Source organism: Janthinobacterium sp. GW822-FHT07H10, assembly GCF_058798675.1.
This window is the reverse complement of the sequence record NZ_JBXAKS010000006.1, coordinates 348,545-366,766: the sequence shown is the minus strand read 5'-3', so window position 1 is coordinate 366,766 and position 18,222 is coordinate 348,545. Positions and strand designations below refer to the sequence as shown.

At 63.0% G+C, this 18,222-nt stretch carries 14 protein-coding genes; 11 read left to right on the top strand and 3 right to left on the bottom strand.

Going from position 1 to position 18,222, the window contains the following annotated elements:
* Nucleotides 1-4: 4 nt before the first annotated feature.
* The gene (gene zigA, locus AC1RDJ_RS16645; protein ID WP_071323674.1) at nucleotides 5-1,231 is read right to left on the bottom strand and encodes a zinc metallochaperone GTPase ZigA; all 1,227 of its coding nucleotides are present in this window, start codon (nucleotides 1,229-1,231) and stop codon (nucleotides 5-7) included.
* A 153-nt stretch (nucleotides 1,232-1,384) separates the two neighbouring features.
* On the opposite strand from zigA, the gene AC1RDJ_RS16640 reads away from it, so the two are divergent.
* From AC1RDJ_RS16640 to AC1RDJ_RS16610, 7 genes are all read left to right on the top strand, one after another.
* On the top strand, nucleotides 1,385-2,041 hold the full coding sequence (locus tag AC1RDJ_RS16640; protein WP_493028145.1) for an ABC transporter ATP-binding protein: 657 nt from the start codon (nucleotides 1,385-1,387) through the stop codon (nucleotides 2,039-2,041).
* Nucleotides 2,038-3,240 (top strand): ABC transporter permease, encoded by a 1,203-nt coding sequence (locus AC1RDJ_RS16635; protein WP_493028144.1) that lies wholly within the window; start codon nucleotides 2,038-2,040, stop codon nucleotides 3,238-3,240. The genes AC1RDJ_RS16640 and AC1RDJ_RS16635 overlap by 4 nt, the downstream gene beginning before the upstream one ends.
* 12 nt (nucleotides 3,241-3,252) lie before the next feature.
* Nucleotides 3,253-3,759, top strand: a complete 507-nt coding sequence (locus AC1RDJ_RS16630; protein ID WP_493028143.1) for a DUF3299 domain-containing protein — start codon at nucleotides 3,253-3,255, stop codon at nucleotides 3,757-3,759.
* Nucleotides 3,756-4,208: a TlpA disulfide reductase family protein gene (locus AC1RDJ_RS16625; RefSeq protein WP_493028142.1), complete on the top strand. Its 453-nt coding sequence runs from the start codon at nucleotides 3,756-3,758 to the stop codon at nucleotides 4,206-4,208. Before AC1RDJ_RS16630 ends, AC1RDJ_RS16625 begins: the two co-directional genes overlap by 4 nt.
* Before the next feature lie 83 nt (nucleotides 4,209-4,291).
* Nucleotides 4,292-6,394 (top strand): bifunctional 2',3'-cyclic-nucleotide 2'-phosphodiesterase/3'-nucleotidase, encoded by a 2,103-nt coding sequence (locus tag AC1RDJ_RS16620; protein ID WP_071323679.1) that lies wholly within the window; start codon nucleotides 4,292-4,294, stop codon nucleotides 6,392-6,394.
* A 65-nt stretch (nucleotides 6,395-6,459) separates the two neighbouring features.
* A complete protein-coding gene (locus AC1RDJ_RS16615; protein WP_493028141.1) occupies nucleotides 6,460-7,155 on the top strand; it encodes a tetratricopeptide repeat protein in 696 nt (231 codons plus the stop codon).
* Between the two features lie 655 nt (nucleotides 7,156-7,810).
* Nucleotides 7,811-9,247: a catalase gene (locus AC1RDJ_RS16610; protein ID WP_493028140.1), complete on the top strand. Its 1,437-nt coding sequence runs from the start codon at nucleotides 7,811-7,813 to the stop codon at nucleotides 9,245-9,247.
* Nucleotides 9,248-9,519: 272 nt separating this feature from the next.
* Here the strand turns inward: AC1RDJ_RS16610 and AC1RDJ_RS16605 are convergent, their stop codons facing one another.
* Complete coding sequence (locus tag AC1RDJ_RS16605) at nucleotides 9,520-9,858, bottom strand: hypothetical protein (RefSeq protein WP_071323681.1); 339 nt, start codon at nucleotides 9,856-9,858, stop codon at nucleotides 9,520-9,522.
* Between the two features lie 163 nt (nucleotides 9,859-10,021).
* Nucleotides 10,022-11,203 carry a chymotrypsin family serine protease gene (locus AC1RDJ_RS16600; RefSeq protein ID WP_071323682.1) on the bottom strand — a complete coding sequence of 394 codons (1,182 nt, stop codon included), beginning with the start codon at nucleotides 11,201-11,203 and terminating at the stop codon, nucleotides 10,022-10,024.
* 237 nt (nucleotides 11,204-11,440) lie between these two features.
* Here AC1RDJ_RS16600 and AC1RDJ_RS16595 point away from each other — a divergent pair, with 237 nt between their 5' ends.
* From AC1RDJ_RS16595 to AC1RDJ_RS16580, 4 genes are all read left to right on the top strand, one after another.
* Nucleotides 11,441-13,477: a serine protein kinase gene (locus AC1RDJ_RS16595; RefSeq protein WP_493028139.1), complete on the top strand. Its 2,037-nt coding sequence runs from the start codon at nucleotides 11,441-11,443 to the stop codon at nucleotides 13,475-13,477.
* Nucleotides 13,478-13,479: 2 nt separating this feature from the next.
* Nucleotides 13,480-14,787, top strand: coding sequence for a DUF444 family protein (locus AC1RDJ_RS16590; RefSeq protein ID WP_493028138.1), 1,308 nt, complete (start codon nucleotides 13,480-13,482; stop codon nucleotides 14,785-14,787).
* Complete coding sequence (locus AC1RDJ_RS16585; protein ID WP_493028137.1) at nucleotides 14,781-16,385, top strand: SpoVR family protein; 1,605 nt, start codon at nucleotides 14,781-14,783, stop codon at nucleotides 16,383-16,385. Before AC1RDJ_RS16590 ends, AC1RDJ_RS16585 begins: the two co-directional genes overlap by 7 nt.
* Nucleotides 16,386-16,852: 467 nt before the next feature.
* The gene (locus AC1RDJ_RS16580) at nucleotides 16,853-18,121 is read left to right on the top strand and encodes an STAS-like domain-containing protein (protein ID WP_493028136.1); all 1,269 of its coding nucleotides are present in this window, start codon (nucleotides 16,853-16,855) and stop codon (nucleotides 18,119-18,121) included.
* The last annotated feature ends 101 nt before the right edge of the window (nucleotides 18,122-18,222 follow it).

Sequence of the window (18,222 nt, the reverse complement as noted above, 5' to 3'; positions counted from 1 at the left end):
AAGGTTAGTCTTCCAGTTCTTCCATGCGTTGCCATTGGGGAAACGGGTCGGGCAAGCTGCGCCAGGCCGCCATGCCCTTGCGCGTTTCCGTATAGTTCAGTTGGCATTTTTTCAAGTCCGCCTCGATGGCGGCCTGGTCCATGTCCTGGCCGATGAAGACGATTTCCTGGTAGCGGTCGCCATACGTCTCGCTCCAGCCCGCCCGCATTTCCGCCAGCGACTCGGCATCCGTCGGCCAGCGCTCGCGCGGCACGGCGGCCCACCACAGGCCCACCGGTTCGATATTCATCAGCTTGCCCGCGCCGGACAGGCTGGCCACCCATTCGGGGCGGCTGGCCAGCCAGAAATAGCCCTTGCTGCGCACCACGCCGGGTATCGGCCGGGAAATGTAATCGTGCAGGCGCTGCGCGTGGAACGGTTCCTTCGCCCGGTACACGAAACTGGCTATGCCATAGGCTTCCGTTTCCGGCGTATGGATGCCCGCCAGCTCTTGCGCCCAGCCCGGCATGCTGGCCGCCTGCTCCAGGTCGAACAAGTTCGTGCCCAGGATGGCGTCCAGCGGCACGACGGACTGGTTGGTTTCGATGACCGTGGCGCCCGGATTGAGGGCGTGGAGGATGGCCAGCACGCGCCGGCGCTCGTCGGCCCCCACCATGTCGACCTTGTTGAGCACGATGACATTGGCAAACTCGATCTGTTCCGTGAGCAAGTTGGCCAGCTGGCGGTCATCGCCCTCGCCCGCGATTTCGCCACGCTGCTCCAGGCTGTCTTCGCTGTGGAAATCGTTGAGCAAGTTGGCGCAGTCGACCACGGTGACCATGCAGTCGATGCGCGCCACGTCGTTCAGGCTGTCGCCATGCTCGTCCTCGAAGTCGAAGGTGGCGGCCACGGGCATCGGCTCGCCCACGCCCGTCGATTCGATCAGCAGGTAGTCGAAGCGGTCCTCCGCGGCCAGGCGCCGCACTTCCAGCAGCAGGTCGTCGCGCAGGGTGCAGCAGATGCAGCCGTTCGACATTTCCACCAGTTTTTCTTCCGTGCGCGACAGGGCCGCACCGGCCGCCTCGGCGCTGTCCTTCACCAGCGAAGCGTCGATATTGACGTCGCTCATGTCGTTGACGATGACGGCCACGCGCTTGCCTTCGCGGTTGCGCAGTATGTGGTTGAGCAAGGTGGTCTTGCCGGCGCCGAGAAAGCCGGACAGGACGGTGACGGGGAGTTTGCGCTGGGTCATGGGTATCTTTCGGATGGGGGTGTTGATAGGGGCAAGCAAGGGGTGCAATGGATGCGGATTTTTAAATGCAAGTCGATTGCGTTTTGAATTATAATGCAGCTCACTTGCATTTGTGCGGCAATCTTTGCTTGCCTGCTACCGGAAAGAGAAACCATGCTCCACCTCGCCTCACTGACGTACGGCTATGACGACGCGTGCCCCGTGCTCGACATCGCCGCCTTCCACTTGCCCGCCGGGCGCCATGCGCTGCTGCTGGGACCGTCCGGCTCGGGCAAATCGACCTTGCTGCATCTGCTGGCAGGCATCCTGGCACCGCAGCAAGGCCGCCTGGAAGTGGCGGGCACGTCGCTGCCGGGCCTCTCGCCGCGCCAACGCGACAGCTGGCGCGGCAGCACCGTCGGCTTGCTGCCACAGCAACTGGCGCTGGTGCCCAGCTTGAACGTGCTCGACAATGTTTTGCTGCCCGCCTATGCCAGCGGCAAGCGGCCCGACCGGAACCGCGCGGCCAGCCTGCTGGGCCAATTGGGGCTGGCCGACAAGCTGGCCGCCTATCCGCACGCATTGAGCGGCGGCCAGCGGCAACGAACCGCCATCGCGCGCGCCGTCTTCATGCGCCCGCGGCTGATCCTGGCCGACGAGCCGACGGCCAACCTCGATGACGGCGCCTGCGCGGCCGTCGTCAACCTGCTGGCGCGGCAGGCGGCACAGGCTGGTGCCTCGCTCGTCATCGCCAGCCACGACGCGCGCGTGCTGGCCGCCTTGCCGGACGCCGCCGTGCTGCGCCTGCCTCGCGCCGGGCTGGCGCCATGAACGCGGTGACGCTGGCCTGGCGCGCCCTGCGCCACAAGCCGCTGGCATCGAGCCTGAATCTGCTGCTGGTGGCGATCGGCATCGCCATGATGACCTTCATCCTGGCCGTCTCCAGCCAGCTGGAGGAGCACGCCGGGCGCGATGCGCAGGGCATCGACCTCGTGGTGGGCGCGAAAGGCTCGCCGCTGCAGCTGATCCTGTCGTCCGTGTATCACGCTGACATTCCGACCGGCAACATTCCCGAGACCACGCTGGCGGCGGTCGCCGCGCAGCCATTGGTGAAGTCGGTCATCCCCCTGGCCCTGGGCGACAATTTCCACGGTTTCCGCATCGTCGGCAGCACGACGGCGCTGCTCGATCATTACGGCGCACAACTGGCGCAAGGCCGGCCGCCCTCGCAAGCGATGCAAGCCGTGTTCGACGCCCAGGCGGCGCGCGCCACGGGAGCGACCCTGGGCGCCACCTTCGCCGGTTCGCACGGGCTGGCGGCGGGCGGCGAACTGCACGACCACGCGCCCTACACGGTGGTGGGCATCCTCAAGCCGACGGGCACGGTGCTCGACCGCCTGATCGTCACGCCCGTCGCGTCCGTGTGGCGCGTGCACGAAACAGACCCCGACGAGCAGCCGGCCGAACCAGCCGCGACAACTCCCGAGCGCGAACTGACAGCCGTGCTGGTGCAATACGCGTCGCCGCTGTCCGCGATCACGCTGCCGCACTGGGTGAATAGCCAGCCAGGGTTGCAGGCGGCCCAGCCGGCGTTCGAGGCGGCACGCCTGTTCAACCTGCTGGGCGTGGGTATCGCCGTGCTGCGCGCCATCGCCGCCGGCGTGCTGCTGGTGGCGGCCTTGTCGCTGTTCGTCGCCCTGTATGGCGCGCTGGAAGAACGCAGGATGGATCTGGCCATCCTGCGCACCCTGGGCGCCTCGCCCTCCAAACTGCTGGGCCTGCTACTGACGCAGGGCTTGCTGCTGTCGTCGACAGGAGCGGCGCTGGGCTGGCTGCTCGGGCATGGCGGCGTCGCGCTGTTGCAGTGGAATATGGATGGCGAGCAAACGCTGAACTTGCAGGCCTGGCGCCTTGCGCCCGATGAAGCGTGGCTGCCCGTCATCGCCGCAGCCGTGGGCTTGCTGGCGGCCGCCCTGCCCGCCGCGCGCGCCTACCGCACCGATATCGCCGCCACCCTGGCGCGCCCGTGAAAGGAAAACGCAATGTTGCATCGCCTCTTGTTGAAACGCCTCGTACTGGGCGCTGGCGCACTGGCCGGCGCCAGCCTGCTGGCCAGCGCCTCCGCTTCCGCGCTGGCCGGCGCGCTGAACGAGCCGCCCTCGTTCTTCGCCCCCTTGACGGATATCCCGGGAGTGGTCTCGTGGAAACTGCTGGGCAAGGCCACCACCGTGAAGGCAAGCAAGGGCCGCATGGTGCCGAAGTACACGCCGGACATCCGCGCGCTCGACAATACGGACGTGAAAGTGCAAGGCTTCATGATGCCCCTGGAACCGGGCCAGAAGCAGAAGCATTTCCTGCTGACCGTCACTTCGGCCAGCTGTCCCTTTTGCCTGCCTGCCGGCCCGGAAGGCGTAGTCGAGATCAAGAGCCGCACGCCGGTCAAGTTCAGCTACGCGCCCTTCATCCTGCAGGGCAAGCTGACAGTGCTGGCCAGCGACCCCATGGGCCTGTACTACCGCATGACGGACGCCATCGTGGTGCCGCCATGAAAGCGTGGCTGCTGCCGCTGCTGATCTCCGGCAGCGCGACCGCCGCGCCGCTGCGCTTCGACCTGCCCCGCCTCGATGCGGACGGCAGCCTGGGCCTGCGCCAGTACCGGGGCCAGGCCGTGGTGCTCAATTTCTGGGCCAGCAATTGCCCGCCCTGCGTCCGGGAGTTGCCGATATTGAATGCCTACGCCGCCAGCGCGCCCCGGCAACGTCTGATCGGCATCGCCATCGATACGCGGGCAGCCGCGCAAGCGTTCCTGCGAAGCCACCCTGCCAGCTATCCCCAGGCCTTGGCCAGGCCAGACTTGTTGCCCATCTTTGGCAATCAAATCAATGGCTTGCCGTACACAGTGATTCTAAACTCTCAACATCAGGTCTGCACGCGGCGGCTGGGGCCCGTCGATGCGGCCTGGCTGGCCGGCGCCGTGGCCGCCTGCGCGCGCCCCTGATTCCATGCGCCCCGCGCGGCTGTCATGGTGGCGTCACATGGCGGCGTTACAGTCGCGTCCTTTGAATCTTTCCGAGGGCGGTAATGAAAACAAATTGGGTCATGCTGGCGGCGCTGGCAAGTGTGGGTCTCGTCGGTTGCAACGGCAGTTCGAATACGCCGGCGGTGCCGGCCATTCCCGAAGGCACGACGGTCACCGTGGCGCTGCTGGAAACGACGGACATCCATTCGAATGTCCTCAGTTATAACTACTATGCGCTGGCCGAGGACACGAGTCTGGGCCTGGAGCGCACGTCGACCCTGATCCAGGCGGCGCGCGCGGAAAATCCGAACAATGTCTTGCTCGACGATGGCGACGTCATCCAGGGTACCCTGCTGGCCGACCTGCAGGCCGTGGCCGCGCCCGTGCCTTGCAGCGGCACCCTGGCCGTGCACAAGGCCATGAACGCGCTGAAATACGACGCGGGCGGCATGGGCAACCATGAATTCAACTATGGCCTGGCTTACCTGAGCCAGATCACCAATACGGACTTCGGCATCCCCGGCGTGGTCAAGCCGACGGGCACTTGCGGCGCGCCCGCCTTCCCTTCCGTGCTGAGCAATGTCGTCGGCGTGGCCAGCGGCAAGCCCATCTTCCAGCCCTATACCGTGCTGCCCCGCGATTTCGATGCAACCGCGCCCGATGGCAGCAAGCTCAAGGTCAAGATCAATGTGGGCGTGCTGAGCTTTGTGCCGCCGCAAATCCTCGAATGGGACCAGAAGGTATTGGCTGGCAAGGTCAGCGTGACGGGCGTGCAGGAAGCGGCGAAACAGTACGTGCCGGAATTGCGCAGCAAGGGCGCCGACCTGGTCGTGGCCCTGTCGCATGGCGGCCTGGACACCAGCGCCTACAGCCCGAAGATGGAAAACGGCAGCTATCACCTGACCAGCACCGGCATCGATGCGCTGATGATCGGCCACTCGCACTTGATCTTCCCGAAAGGCAAGGAAGTGGGCGCGGCCGCGCTGGACGCCTCGTTTGCCGCCTTCCCCGCCAGCGCCAAGATCGACGCCGTCAACGGTTTCGTCAACGGCGTGCCCACCGTCATGGCGCAAAGCTGGGGCCGTCGCCTGGGCATCATCAAGCTGACGCTCGCCTACCAGGGCGGCAAGTGGGTGGTGCAGCCGGCCAAGACGACGGTCGAGTCGCGCGGCTTCAAGTACACGGATGGCACGACCCTCGTGAAAGCCGACCCGGCCATCGCGCCGCTGGTCGCCACCGAGCACGCGGCCACCATCGCCTACGCCAGGCAGCCGCTGGGCATCAGCACGGACTTCGAGATGTCGGCCTACTTCGCGCTGGTGGGCGATGTCAGCGCCATCCAGCTGGTGAACCAGGCGCAGCTCGACTACGTGAAGAACTTCATCGCCACCAGCACGGACGCCACTTTGTCGAGCTACAAGGACATCCCCGTCATCTCGTGCAGCGCGCCGTTCAAGGCGGGCCGCAACGGGCCGTCGGACTTCACGGACGTGGCCGCGGGCGCGACGCCGGCCGCGCCGATCGGCTTGCAGGTGCGCAATCCGGGCGACCTGTATTTGTATAGCAACAACAACTTGCAAGCCGTGAAGATCAAGGGGGCGGACTTGAAGGCGTGGCTGGAAACGTCGGCCAAGCAATTTGCCCAGATCGACCCGGCCAAGACGGCCGAGCAGGACCTGGTGCCGTCGTATGGCACGATCTATAACTATGACGTGTTCTATGCGGAAAACAATGCCCTGACGTACCAGATCGACGTGACGAAGCCGGCCGGCAGCCGCATCGTCAACCTCAGCTACAAGGGCGCGCCCGTGGCCGACAGTGCCGACTTCATCGTCGCCACCAACGATTACCGCGCCGGCGGCGGCGGCGCCGTGCCCGGCATCGACGGCAGCAAGACCATCATCAAGTCGCCCGATGCCAACCAGGCCGTGGTCAGCAACTACCTGGCCTCGCTCAGCACCAAGGGCGGCAAGGTGACGCTGGCGGCGAACGGCAGCGCGCGCAGCTGGAGCTTCGTCAAGACGGCCACGGCCGGCCCCGTGATCCTGCGCTCGGCGCCGGGCCACCTGGCGCTGGCGCAAGGCAGCGGCATCGTCAACGTGGCGTCCGAAGGCGGCCTCGACGCCAGCGGCTTTGCCAAGTACAACATCGATCTGTCTAAATAATCCGTTGTGCAACTCAGGCGGGCCGGGACAGCGGTGGTCCCGGCCCGCCTTGATTGAAGGTAATCATGATGAAACACGCACTCTCCCTGCCCGCCGTCGTGCTGGCCGCAGCGCTGGCCGCCTGCCAGGCGTCGCCGCCGCCCACCTCGGCCGAGATCGAAGCCGTCGCCATGCATGCGCGCCAGGCGGGCGACCACAAGGCCGAGCGCCGCGTGCGCGGCTGGGCCAGCAAGGACATGCCCGTCGCCGAGCGCGAACTGGCGCTGATTTACCAGGCCAGGCCCGAGCGCCGCGCCGATGCCCTGACCCTGTTCGAACAGGCGGCCCGCGCCGGCGACACGGAAGCCGCGTTCGAACTGGGCCAGATGCTGCGCGCGGCCGCGCCGGAACAGGCGTGGCCATGGTACCGCCAGGCGGCGCAGCAAGGCCACGCGAAAGCTGCGCTAATGCTGGGCCTGCTGGCGGCGAATGGCGAAGGCGTGCCGAAAGACCAGGCGGAGGCGGCGCGCTGGCTGGACAGATCGAGCGCGCTGGGCAATGCACACGCCATGTTTTTGCTTTACAACGCCTACCGCGAAGGCCGCGGCGTGGCGCGCGACCCGGCCAAGGGCCGCGAGTTGCTGGAAGAAGCGGCCCACCACGAATACCCGCCCGCCATCCAGGAACTGGCCATGACGCTGCAGGCCGACGATGCGCTGCGCGCCGGCCACCTGATGAAGGAAGCGACGGAGCACCGGCACAACAACTGGAACCGGTTTTAAGCCGGCTCAAGGCCAGGCCCTATTTGCGAGTGGAAAGCAGCTTGCAGGCATAAGCTGGCCCGGCACGCACAGGTGTCCGTGCGCCATCGGATCGCGAGGCAAGCATGGCAGACCAGCGGACGGGCCCGATGAAGCACGGCGACTTGCCATTCAGCTATCCGGACGGCCCGGCCCCGGGCGACGACCCGGCAGCGGCATCCCCGACAGCGCGCTGCTGAACCGCCACCATGGCATGCGGTGCGATACAGCGGCAACAGCTGGTCGGGCGGCAGCCTGCAGACAGCATTGAAATGCGAACGCCTGATCCGGCGCCACTTGCCGGCCGGAATACGCGGCCATGCGGCCGTGCCGGACTGGCTGCGAACGAACTGGGTCAACTATCCCCGACACGGCAGGCATGCTGCCGCAGCTTTGCGCTGCGTCAACGGTGTTGGGGTAGACATTGCCGAAGGGCTATGATGGACGCGCCGCCTCCACGGAGGCGGCGGGGCTGCTGCCGGCCCCGAAATGGATTACACTGAATTTGCTTTTTAGAAATTGATTGCTCTGGACCAGCCTCGGTGAGTCGGTACGTCAGTACTGCCTGCTCAACCCAGCCAGTGTTTGGGTAGGCGCCTTGGCTCGTCCGTTGACCTCCCTATAAAGAAAGAGTCCAATGAAAAAGCTGACCACCGCCTTTGGCGCGCCTGTTGTAGACAATCAAAATATCCAGACGGCCGGTCCGCGCGGCCCGGCCCTGTTGCAAGATGTCTGGTTCCTGGAAAAGCTGGCCCACTTCGACCGCGAAGTCATTCCGGAACGCCGCATGCACGCCAAGGGCTCGGGCGCACACGGCACGTTTACCGTCACGCACGACATCACGCGCTATACGCGGGCGAAAATCTTTGGCGAAGTGGGCAAGAAAACGCCGATGTTTGCGCGCTTTTCCACGGTGGCCGGCGAACGGGGCGCGGCCGATGCGGAACGCGACATCCGCGGCTTCGCCCTGAAGTTTTACACGGAAGAAGGTAATTGGGACCTGGTCGGCAACAATACACCCGTCTTCTTCATGCGCGACCCCTTGAAATTTCCCGACCTGAACCACGCCATCAAGCGCGACCCGCGCACCGGTTTGCGCAGCGCCAACAGCAACTGGGACTTCTGGACCTCGCTGCCGGAAGCCCTGCACCAGGTCACCGTGGTGATGAGCGACCGCGGCCTGCCGCGCAGCTTCCGCCACATGCACGGCTTCGGTAGCCATACCTTCAGCTTCCTGAATGCGCAAAACGAGCGTTTCTGGGTCAAGTTCACGTTTAAAACCCAGCAAGGCATACAGAATCTGACGGATGCGCAGGCCGAGGAACTGGTGGGCAAGGACCGCGAAAGCTCGCACCGCGACCTGTATGAAAGCATCGAGAACAAGGACTTCCCGCGCTGGACCCTGTACGTGCAGATCATGCCGGAAAAAGAGGCAGGCACTTACCACATCAACCCGTTCGACCTGTCGAAAGTGTGGCCGCACGGCGACTATCCATTGATCGAAGTAGGCGTGCTGGAATTGAACCGCAATGCCGACAACCACTTTGCCGAAGTGGAACAGGCGGCCTTCAACCCGGCCAATGTGGTGCCCGGCATCAGCTTTTCGCCGGACAAGATGCTGCAGGGTCGCTTGTTTTCGTATGGCGATGCGCAGCGCTACCGCCTCGGCGTCAACCACAGCCACATTCCCGTCAACGCGCCGAAGTGCCCGTTCCACAGCTACCACCGCGACGGCCAGATGCGCGTCGACGGCAACCAGGGCGGCACCCTGGGCTATGAGCCGAACAGTCAGCAGGAATGGGCGGAGCAGCCCGATTTCCGCGAGCCGCCGCTCAGCATCGAGGGCGCGGCCGACCACTGGAACCACCGCGTCGACGAGGATTACTATTCGCAGCCGCGCGCCCTGTTCCGCCTGATGACGCCGGCACAGCAGCAAGCCCTGTTCGAGAATACGGCGCGTGCCATCTCGGGCGCGTCCGACGAGGTCAAGCAACGCCACATCGGCAACTGCACCCTGTGCGACCCGGCCTATGGCGCCGGCGTGGCCGAGGCGATTAGCCGCCTGAGCAAGTAAGACCCGCACGCAAGACCCGCACCTCCTGCCGCGGCGACAGCCTGCGGCAGGAAATGCCTGCTCGCGCCTCGGGCAATACGGGACGGCGGCCAGGCGGCGGTCGGATAAGCGTCCGATGGCGATCTGATGGCTATCTAATAACGCGAGCTGGCGACGCGAGCTGACACCGGCCAGGCAAACACACGACAAGCTGCAGCGGCAGCCGCCGCGTGCAAGGACGCCGCCCGGTGCCTGACCAGGCGCCCGCGCCCGCCACGGTCCCGGAATGCTGCTTACCAGCGCTGGATATCGATCTGGCCCGTGATGCTCGTTTCCACCGGATAACCTTCTACTTGCAGCGGCACGCGCGGCTTGACGGACGAGTCGCGCAGGTACACGACGATGGCTTCCCGGCCGATGGCCGTTTGCCCAAGGCTGACGCCTTCGACGCCGTCGATGGCCATCAGTGCCCGCTCATTGCGCCGCTTTGCCGCTTCCAGCCGGCCGTGCGGCTGCGTTTGCCCGCCCAGGCCGCCGCCCGCCGCGGCCTGTCCGCCGCCGTCCGGCAGGTAAGGCATGGCCGCATCTTCAAAGACGGCGTACGGCGCCTGTACGAATTTACTGTTTGACATGACAAGCCCTCCTGATGCTGTCCATGATACACCCGGCAAACCGGCGTCGCCACCGCCGCCGCCTGCCGGGCAGCAGCATGCGCGGCAGGCGCCACTGACAAGTTCATCATCGTGCAAGGAGCGGCGTTATGCAAGGTGGCGTCACGCCGCCGCGTCACTGCACTCAGGTGTACAGGTTGATGTCGAGGGCCACCACCACCCGGCGCATCTGGTTGGCGAACGTGATGTTGCCGCCGCCGGCAAACAGCAGGCCGACGGGATTGCGCTGCTGGTTCCAGGTCCAGATGGACGAGCCGGAATCGCCGCCCGCACTGAAGGCCCCGCTGACGCCCGTGATGGCGATCTGGTCCTGGAACAGCGCGATCCTGCCGCCGCCATAGTTGACGTTGATGGTGGCGCCCAGGCCCGTGATGCGGCCCTGCGTCAGTTGCGTCGTGCGCCCTGACTTGCCGACCAGCATGCCCAAGGCGGGCGCCACCAGCGCGTTGCTGATGCGGAAATAGGCAGGCACGCCGCCGCTGAGGAAGACCAGTTCGGGACGCACGCGGTCTGGCCAGGCCCAGCCGGTGGCACAGTCGACGAAATTGACGCCGCCGCTGAAATTGATGGGCACGAAGCGCTCGAGTACCGCCACCTGGTCTTGCGGACACCTGCCGCCATCGATGGGGCCAGGCTGCACGATGCAATCGTTGAACACGGCATTGTTCGAGTTGGCCAGCACGTGATTATTGCTCAGTATCATCAGGCGGTTGTTGCGCGGCGCGCTGCGGCCCACGGCCAGGCAGCCGATGGTGCCGGCCGTGATGCGGAAATGCCCGACCGAAACCCCGCCCGGCGCCGGGCGCAGGCGGAAACGGTGCGGCTGCGCATCGATGATGCCCGTGACGACGATATTCACGGGCACACTGTCGCTGGCCACGGCGCGCACGCCCATGGCGCCCACGATGGCCGCCTTGGCGCGGTCGACGGAGGTCGGCTCGGCTACATACAGGGTCAGGGCCGGCATGCCCGGCTCGCCGGACGAACTGTCGCTGGCGCCCTCGCCCAGGCCGATCGACACGCCCTGGATATTGCCCGAATCGCTGAAGGCGTCGGCGGCGCGCACGCCCCCCGCCTGCAGGATGGCCTGGCGCATGCCGTCCTCGATGCTGCGCTTGATTTCCAGTAACTCCATGCTGACGCCGCTCAAGGCATCGGATACTTCCGATACGGACGCGCTCTCGATATTGCCGTCGCCGTCGCCGGGATCGGCAAACTGGTTCACTGCCTCTTCGTCGTCCGCACTCTGTCCCTTGCCAGCCGCGCCGCCCGGCGGCGCGCTGAAACCATTGTCATTGCCGATCATGTCGTTCTCCTCGTGGGTCGCTCTGGAAGTCCAGTGTGGGCCGGCCACGGCACCCGGTATTGATCTGGATTCAACTGTGCTGCGCAGGAGCGCCGTGCGCCACCTGTGTTCAATGCGCCGTAAATAGTTCCGTTTTTAAGCTTGAGCGAGATCAGGCGTGCGACTAGAGGCTGCGCCGTATACTGGGTCAATCAACTAGCCGCAGCGCCACCGCGTGACGGCAGGGATGGAAAAACAATGACGAGCCCAGGCAGCACTCACCAGCCCCCCGACGATGCGCGCAAGTCTGCAACGCCGGCAATGGCGCCGCTACTCGATGGCGCCCCGCAGGCGGGGCATCAGGACGATGCGCCGCGCGCCCGCTTCGCCCATGACATGGCGGCCTATGCGGCGCAACACCGCATCACGCCCTGGCGCGGCCAGTTTGCCGATTTTCTCGAGCAAATCCTGCCCACGGGCGCCACCTTGCTGGCACGCAACGCCCACCAGTACCTGTGGGACATGATGCGCTGGAACGGCCAGACGGATGGCGGCGGGCGTTTCCGTTGCCGCCTGTTCGACGACGAACTGTTCGGCATCGACGAAGCGATCGATCGCGTTGCCGCCTATTTCAAGGCGGCCGCCGCCGGTTCCGAAGTGGGCCGGCGCATGCTGCTATTGCTGGGGCCGCCGTCGGGCGGCAAGTCGACCATGGTGATCCTGCTCAAGCGGGGACTGGAGGAATACAGCCACAGCAGCGAAGGCGCGCTGTACGGCATCGATGGCTGTCCCGTGCATGAATCGCCGCTGCACCTGGTGCCGCACGGCATGCGCGCCGACTTTCGCGCCAGCTACGGCGTCGAGCTGCAGGGCGAACTGTGCCCCCATTGCCGCGCACGGCTGGAAGAACAGTATGCGGGCGACTTCCTGCGCATGCCCGTCGAACGCATCCACATCTCCGAGGCCGGCCGCTGCGGCATCGGCACGTATGCGCCGCACGACCCCACCACGGCCGACCTGGCCGACCTGGTCGGTTCCGTCGACCTGTCGAAGGTGGCGCAATACGGCGACGAGGGCGATCCGCGCGCCTGGTCGTGGTCGGGCGCCGTGTACGCGGCCAGTCGCGGCATGCTGGAAATGATCGAGATCCTCAAGGTCAAGCGCGAATTCCTGTACCTGCTGCTGACCTTGACGCAGGAAAAAAACGTCAAGGTATCGCGCTTTCCCCTGATTTACCTCGATGAAAGCATCGTGGCCCACACGAACCTGGCGGAATTTCGCAAATTCCTGCAAGAAAGTGAAAACGAGGCCTTGCTCGACCGCATGGTCATCGTGCAAGTGCCGTACACGCTCAACTATCGCGAGGAAGCGCGCATCTACCGCAAGCTGATCCTGTCGGCCGCGCCCGCCTTCCGCGGCGTGCACCTCGATCCCCACGTGCTGCATGCGGCGGCCGTGTTCGCCATCCTGAGCCGGCTGCCCGAAGCCGAAGACAAGGAAGCCGAACTGGTCAAGAAGCTGCGCATCTATGCGGACGAAGACGTGGACGACTTGCCGCATGCGGAAATCCGGCGCATCCGCGAGCGCGACAAGGCGCCCGACGAGGGCCTGGCCGGCGTCTCGCCCCGCTTTGTCATCAATGCCCTGTCGCATGCCATCATCGCGGCCCGGCGCAACAGCCTGTCCACCATGGACGTGCTGCTGGCCCTGAAGGATGGCATCGAAAGCGATGCCCGCATCGAACCCCGGCGCAAGCGCAAGTGGATCGATTATCTGGTGCTCACGCGCAAGGATTTCTATAACCGCTGGGTCAAGGCCGACGTGCACAAGGCACTGTTTGTCTCGTTCGAGCAGGAAGCGCAGGATTTGCTCAACAAGTATCTCGACGAAGTCGAGGCCATGCTCGACAACCGCCAGATCCGCGACCCCATCACCAGCGAGGAACGCCGCCCGGACGAGCGCTTCCTGCGCGCCGTGGAAGAAAAAATCCATATCAGCGACTCGGGCAAGCAGTCGTTCCGCCAGGAAGTGGTGCGCAAGGCCATGGGCGCCTTCAAGCGGGGCGAAGTGTTTGGCCTGGGCAGTCACGCGCAGTTGCACGATGCGATACAGCAATATCTGTTCGAGCAGCGGCGCGACGTGCTGCGCCTCGTCAGTTCAGCCAAGCGTCCCGACGATGACGTGCGTGCGAAAATTTCCGCCGTCGAGCAGCGCCTGGTCGACGAATACGGCTATGACGCCCACAGCGCGCGCGAAGCGCTCAACTACGTCACCACCTTGCTAGCGCAGGAGTAGCGATGCCCACCACCAACACGCCAGGCAGCGGCAAGCACGACGGGGGGCCGCTACCGGACGACGCGATGGGTGGAGCGGGTGCGGCGTTGCCGGCGGATACGAACGCCAACGCGGACGGGAACGCGGGTCTGGCGCCGGCCGGGCATGGCCGCGACTTCAGCCGGCCCTGGTATGCGCTGTTCTCGCGCGGTGCGCGCGACTGGCTGCGCCACAACCAGAAAGTGCGCGAAGCCGTGCAGGCGCACTTGCCCGAGCTGATTGCCGGCCCTGACCTGATCGGCGGAGCGCAGCAGCGCACGGTGCACGTGCCCGTACGCCTGCTCGAGCATGCCCATTTCCGCCTGGCGTCCGCGCGCAACAGCATCGGCGCGGGCCAGGGCGAAGGCCAGCCCGGCGATATCCTGCGCGCGGCGCGCCCGGCTGTCACGGGCGAAGGCGAGGCGCAAGGTGAAGGCGGCAATGGCGAGGGTGAAGTGCGGCTGCTGCTGGAATTTGCCGTTGACGACATCCTCGACTGGCTGTGGGATGAGCTCAAGCTGCCGCATTTGCAGCCGCGCCACCTGAGCGCTATCGACGAGGTGCAACTGGTGCGCACCGGCCTGGACCGGCATGGCGCCCGCTCGCGCCTGGACCGGCGGCGCACGGTGAAGGAAGCCATCAAGCGACGCGCGCTGCAAACGCAGGCCGTGCCCTTCACCAACGATGACTTGCGCTATCGGCAAGTAGCGCAGCAAGCACGGCCCAGCGCGAATGCCGTCGTGTTTTTCGTGCTCGACGTGTCGGCCAGCATGGCGCAGGCCGAGCGCAAGCTGGCCAAATCCTTCTTCTTCTTTGCCTTGCAGGGCTTGCGCCGCAGCTATGCGCGCGTGGAAACGCGCTTCATCGCCCACACGACGCGGGCCTGGGAGTTTTCCGAGGCCGAGTTTTTCCAGGTCAATGGCATGGGCGGCACTATGGCGTCGAGCGCCTTCCGCCTGAGCCGAGAACTGTTGCAGGAACGCTATGCGCCCGGCCGCTACAATGCTTATCTGTTCTACGCCTCCGATGGCGAAAATTTCAGCGAAGACCGTGACGCCAGCAACCTGGCCCTGGGCGAACTGGCCGCCTTGCTCAACTATATGGGCTATGTGGAAACGCTGCCCGGCGTGGCGCGCAGCCTGGAAACGGAAATGCACCGCCTGTGCGCCGAACTGGAACGCCGGGGCTTGCCCTTGTACAGCAGCATACTGGCCAAGCCCGACGATGTCTGGGCCGCCATCCAAACCTTCTTCCAGCACGAAGCCGCCGCGACCGGAGAGGCGCCATGCTGACGCGAAGGCCAGCGCCGGGCCACGCGCCCCAAGGTAGCAGCCATGGTGGCGACAGCCACGGCGGCGATGCCGGCGCCTTGGCCAGCTATGCGGCGCGCATCGAGGCGCTGGCGCTGGAGGCGGGCCTGGTGTTTCCCCGCGTCGATTTCGAGCTCGTACCCGACAGTTTCATGGCTGAAATCGCCATCTATGGCTTGCCTGTGCGCATGCGCCATTGGTCGTTCGGCGTGCGCTACATCCACCAGCTGGTCCACCAGAAGATGGGCAATTCACATATCTTCGAAGTCATGTTTCCCGGCGACCCCTGTCATGCGTACATGGCCGAACATAATTCCGTGGCAGAAAACACCCTCGTCACGGCCCATGTGCTGGGCCATGCGGACTTTGCCAGCCGCAACGAGCTGTTCATCCGCTTCGGCGCCATGGCGGGCCAGCACATTCTGGAACAAAGCGCGGCGCGCGCGCAGCGCATCGAGACGGCGCTGCAGCATCATGGCCAGGACCAGGTCGAAGCCGTGCTCGACGCGGCGCTCGCCCTCGAACAGCACGTGGACATCCATGCCGCCCTGCATCGCCCACCCTACCCCGATGCGCCGGACGCATCCGCTGCCACCGCCTGGCGCCACGGCCCTGCCGCCAGCGGGGGCGCCGGCGATGCCGTTAGCAGTACCGCTGCCGCCCTGCCCGGCCCGTTTGCCCGGCGTTACCAGCGCTTGCCGGGCGAAGCGGCCGCGCGCGCGGCGCAGGAGGCGGCGCGGGCGCGGTTGGCGCAGCGTCCGCTGCTGCCGCCCCGGCCGGAATACGACTTGCTGTGGTTCATCGCCCATCATGCGCCGGAGATGGCCGATTGGGAACGCGACATCTTCCTGGCCGTGCGCGAAGAGTCGTTTTACTTCTATCCCGTCTATGCCTGCCAGATCATGAACGAAGGCTGGGCTTCGTACTGGCATGCGCGGCTGCTGCGCGAGGCGGATTTTTTGCCGCCGGAACTGTATCTGTCCGCCATCAAGTCCCATTCGGACGTGGTGCGCCCGTATGCGGGCGAGCATCAACTGGCGCTGGCCGTCAATCCCTACCACCTGGGTTTTTGCATGTGGGAACAGATCATCGAACGCGAAGGATTGGCGCGCGCCCGTCAAATTTGCCAGGAAGACGATGATTTCAGTTTCATCCGCAATTATCTCGATGCGGAACTGGCCGACCGCCTGGGCCTGTTCGTGCATGAAAGCCGGCGCGATGGCGAAACGCGGCTGGCCAGCCGCGAGCTGCCATCGATCCGCGAAGCGATCCTGGCGCCCAAATACAATTATGGCGCACCCAGCATTGCCATTACCTTGCTGAAAGACGATGGCAGCCTCGTCCTGCGCCACGAACACCAGCGCGATGGCCGTGGCCTCGACCTGGAACAGGCGGAACGGGTGCTAGCCTACATCGCCCGCGTCTGGCGCCGCCCCATCAGCCTGCACACGGCCGACTTCCGCGGCACGCCACGGGTGCTCAACAGCAAGATGGATGGCACTGCGGCTCTGGCAACCAGTGCCTCCGTTTCACCATTAACCCATACAAAACACGGCAGCATGCAAAAGCCGTGCGCCTGATGCTTGCTCGACCTCCAGCACCTAAACCACATCCCCCAGCGGGCCATGTCCGCTGATACTACAAATGGTTACGGGTGTTGTGGCACGCCGTCAGAGGATATCAACTGTAAAAATATAGGGAGGCTGATAAGAATTTAAGGCCGAACGGTTAAAACCATAAAGGTTCGCGGCAAGGAACTCAGCAGCCTGGCGAGTTTGCGGCGAATTTCTGCTCCGAAAAAGTAACATTGCATCAGTCGCGCAGTTTACGACCAACGTCGCGAGATTGGAATTTCTAAATCTTCAACTTCCCTCCATATCAAAAATACCGCTAGACTTCGCTTCGCAATAAATGTGAGAATGTGTGACTATTCAAAGATTTTATACCTGTAAAATCCTTAATATTTTACAGATTAGGATGATTTTCACCAATTATTTACACCATCATAATTTAATTTATTAATTAACACTTAATTCATAATATAACAATGGCACTTACACTGACAATTGGACGAGAGCGAGAGAGAGTAACCTTTGATGGAGCCATATCACTCCAAGATCTTCGAAGGGTATATGCCGTACTCCACGAAACAGTTAATATTCGTGGCTATACAGAGATTTCACTTGATTTTACAAGATGTTCAAATGCTCAAACAAGCGCAATGGTGCCTTTATGTGCACACATTCTATCTTTAAGGCACAATAGAATTGATTTCTCAGTGATACTTCCTAGCGATGATAGAGTTAGGCGTGTATTTATAAACGCAGGATGGGCAAATTTTATGTGTCCACGGCAATTTGATGCCCCTCGCAGAAATACACTTAATAGACAATACCCCGCTGTGCAATACAAGACGCATGAAGAGCAGGAGGAACTCCTTAATGATATATTGGAAAAAATACTAGAAGTTATTCCAAATTTAAATCGATCTACTTTCGCGGCAGTAGAGTGGGCATTAAATGAAATTTCAGACAACGTAATAAATCATAGCCAATCATCCATCGGTGGAATTCTTCAAATAAATGTTTTTGATAGGACAACGAATAAAGTTGAGTTCACAATTGCTGATGCGGGGATTGGGGTTCCTGCCACTCTTCGACAAGCCAAACCAGAAATACAGTCTGATGCTGATGCATTAATGCAAGCAGTGAAATCTGGCGTCACCAGAAATTCAAGTGATTTTCAAGGAAATGGCCTTTACGGCACGCTAGAGATTTGCAGAGTAAGCAATGGGCGTTTCTCGTTAAATGCAGGGAATGGCTTCCTATTAAGATCAGTTGATGGCGTGGTTACAGCGAGAAATGAATCTGTTCCTTTTAATGGTACAAGCGTAGATGCAATAATCGACTTTTCTGAACCTGCACTTTTAGAACGAGCACTTGCAATAGAAGGGAGAATACACAATCCCGTTGACTACATCGAGCTAAAATATGAAAGAGAAGATCTAACATCGATTCCCTTCAACCTAAATGAACAGTCAATATCATATAGGTCCAGGCCGGCTGGCCGTCCAGTATTCACAAAACTTGAAAATATTATAAATGCATGTCCCGGGCAAACTATTGTCGTTGACTTTAATGGAATCGCTGTAGTTTCAAGTAGTTTTGCCGATGAAGTTTTTGGAAAGCTATTTGTTAGCTTAGGTCCAATGAAATTTATGCAGGCTATTCGAATGATAAATATCAACTCTACAGTCCAGGCCCTAGTGGATCGAGCGATCACTCAACGGATGCAAAATCCACAGCAGAGCAGATAGGGCAACCGAATACACTCCCTCCCCAAAAAAAATTTCATGCAACAATCATGACTAAATAGCGATCGACAAACGGCTCAGAAGCAACAATAGTTCAGTCCATG

Coding starts and splice junctions, on each gene's coding strand:
- zigA (WP_071323674.1), bottom strand. CDS start 1,231: ATGACCCAGCGCAAACTCCCCGTCACCGTCCTGTCCGGCTTTCTCGGC.
- AC1RDJ_RS16640 (WP_493028145.1), top strand. CDS start 1,385: ATGCTCCACCTCGCCTCACTGACGTACGGCTATGACGACGCGTGCCCC.
- AC1RDJ_RS16635 (WP_493028144.1), top strand. CDS start 2,038: ATGAACGCGGTGACGCTGGCCTGGCGCGCCCTGCGCCACAAGCCGCTG.
- AC1RDJ_RS16630 (WP_493028143.1), top strand. CDS start 3,253: ATGTTGCATCGCCTCTTGTTGAAACGCCTCGTACTGGGCGCTGGCGCA.
- AC1RDJ_RS16625 (WP_493028142.1), top strand. CDS start 3,756: ATGAAAGCGTGGCTGCTGCCGCTGCTGATCTCCGGCAGCGCGACCGCC.
- AC1RDJ_RS16620 (WP_071323679.1), top strand. CDS start 4,292: ATGAAAACAAATTGGGTCATGCTGGCGGCGCTGGCAAGTGTGGGTCTC.
- AC1RDJ_RS16615 (WP_493028141.1), top strand. CDS start 6,460: ATGATGAAACACGCACTCTCCCTGCCCGCCGTCGTGCTGGCCGCAGCG.
- AC1RDJ_RS16610 (WP_493028140.1), top strand. CDS start 7,811: ATGAAAAAGCTGACCACCGCCTTTGGCGCGCCTGTTGTAGACAATCAA.
- AC1RDJ_RS16605 (WP_071323681.1), bottom strand. CDS start 9,858: ATGTCAAACAGTAAATTCGTACAGGCGCCGTACGCCGTCTTTGAAGAT.
- AC1RDJ_RS16600 (WP_071323682.1), bottom strand. CDS start 11,203: ATGATCGGCAATGACAATGGTTTCAGCGCGCCGCCGGGCGGCGCGGCT.
- AC1RDJ_RS16595 (WP_493028139.1), top strand. CDS start 11,441: ATGACGAGCCCAGGCAGCACTCACCAGCCCCCCGACGATGCGCGCAAG.
- AC1RDJ_RS16590 (WP_493028138.1), top strand. CDS start 13,480: ATGCCCACCACCAACACGCCAGGCAGCGGCAAGCACGACGGGGGGCCG.
- AC1RDJ_RS16585 (WP_493028137.1), top strand. CDS start 14,781: ATGCTGACGCGAAGGCCAGCGCCGGGCCACGCGCCCCAAGGTAGCAGC.
- AC1RDJ_RS16580 (WP_493028136.1), top strand. CDS start 16,853: ATGGCACTTACACTGACAATTGGACGAGAGCGAGAGAGAGTAACCTTT.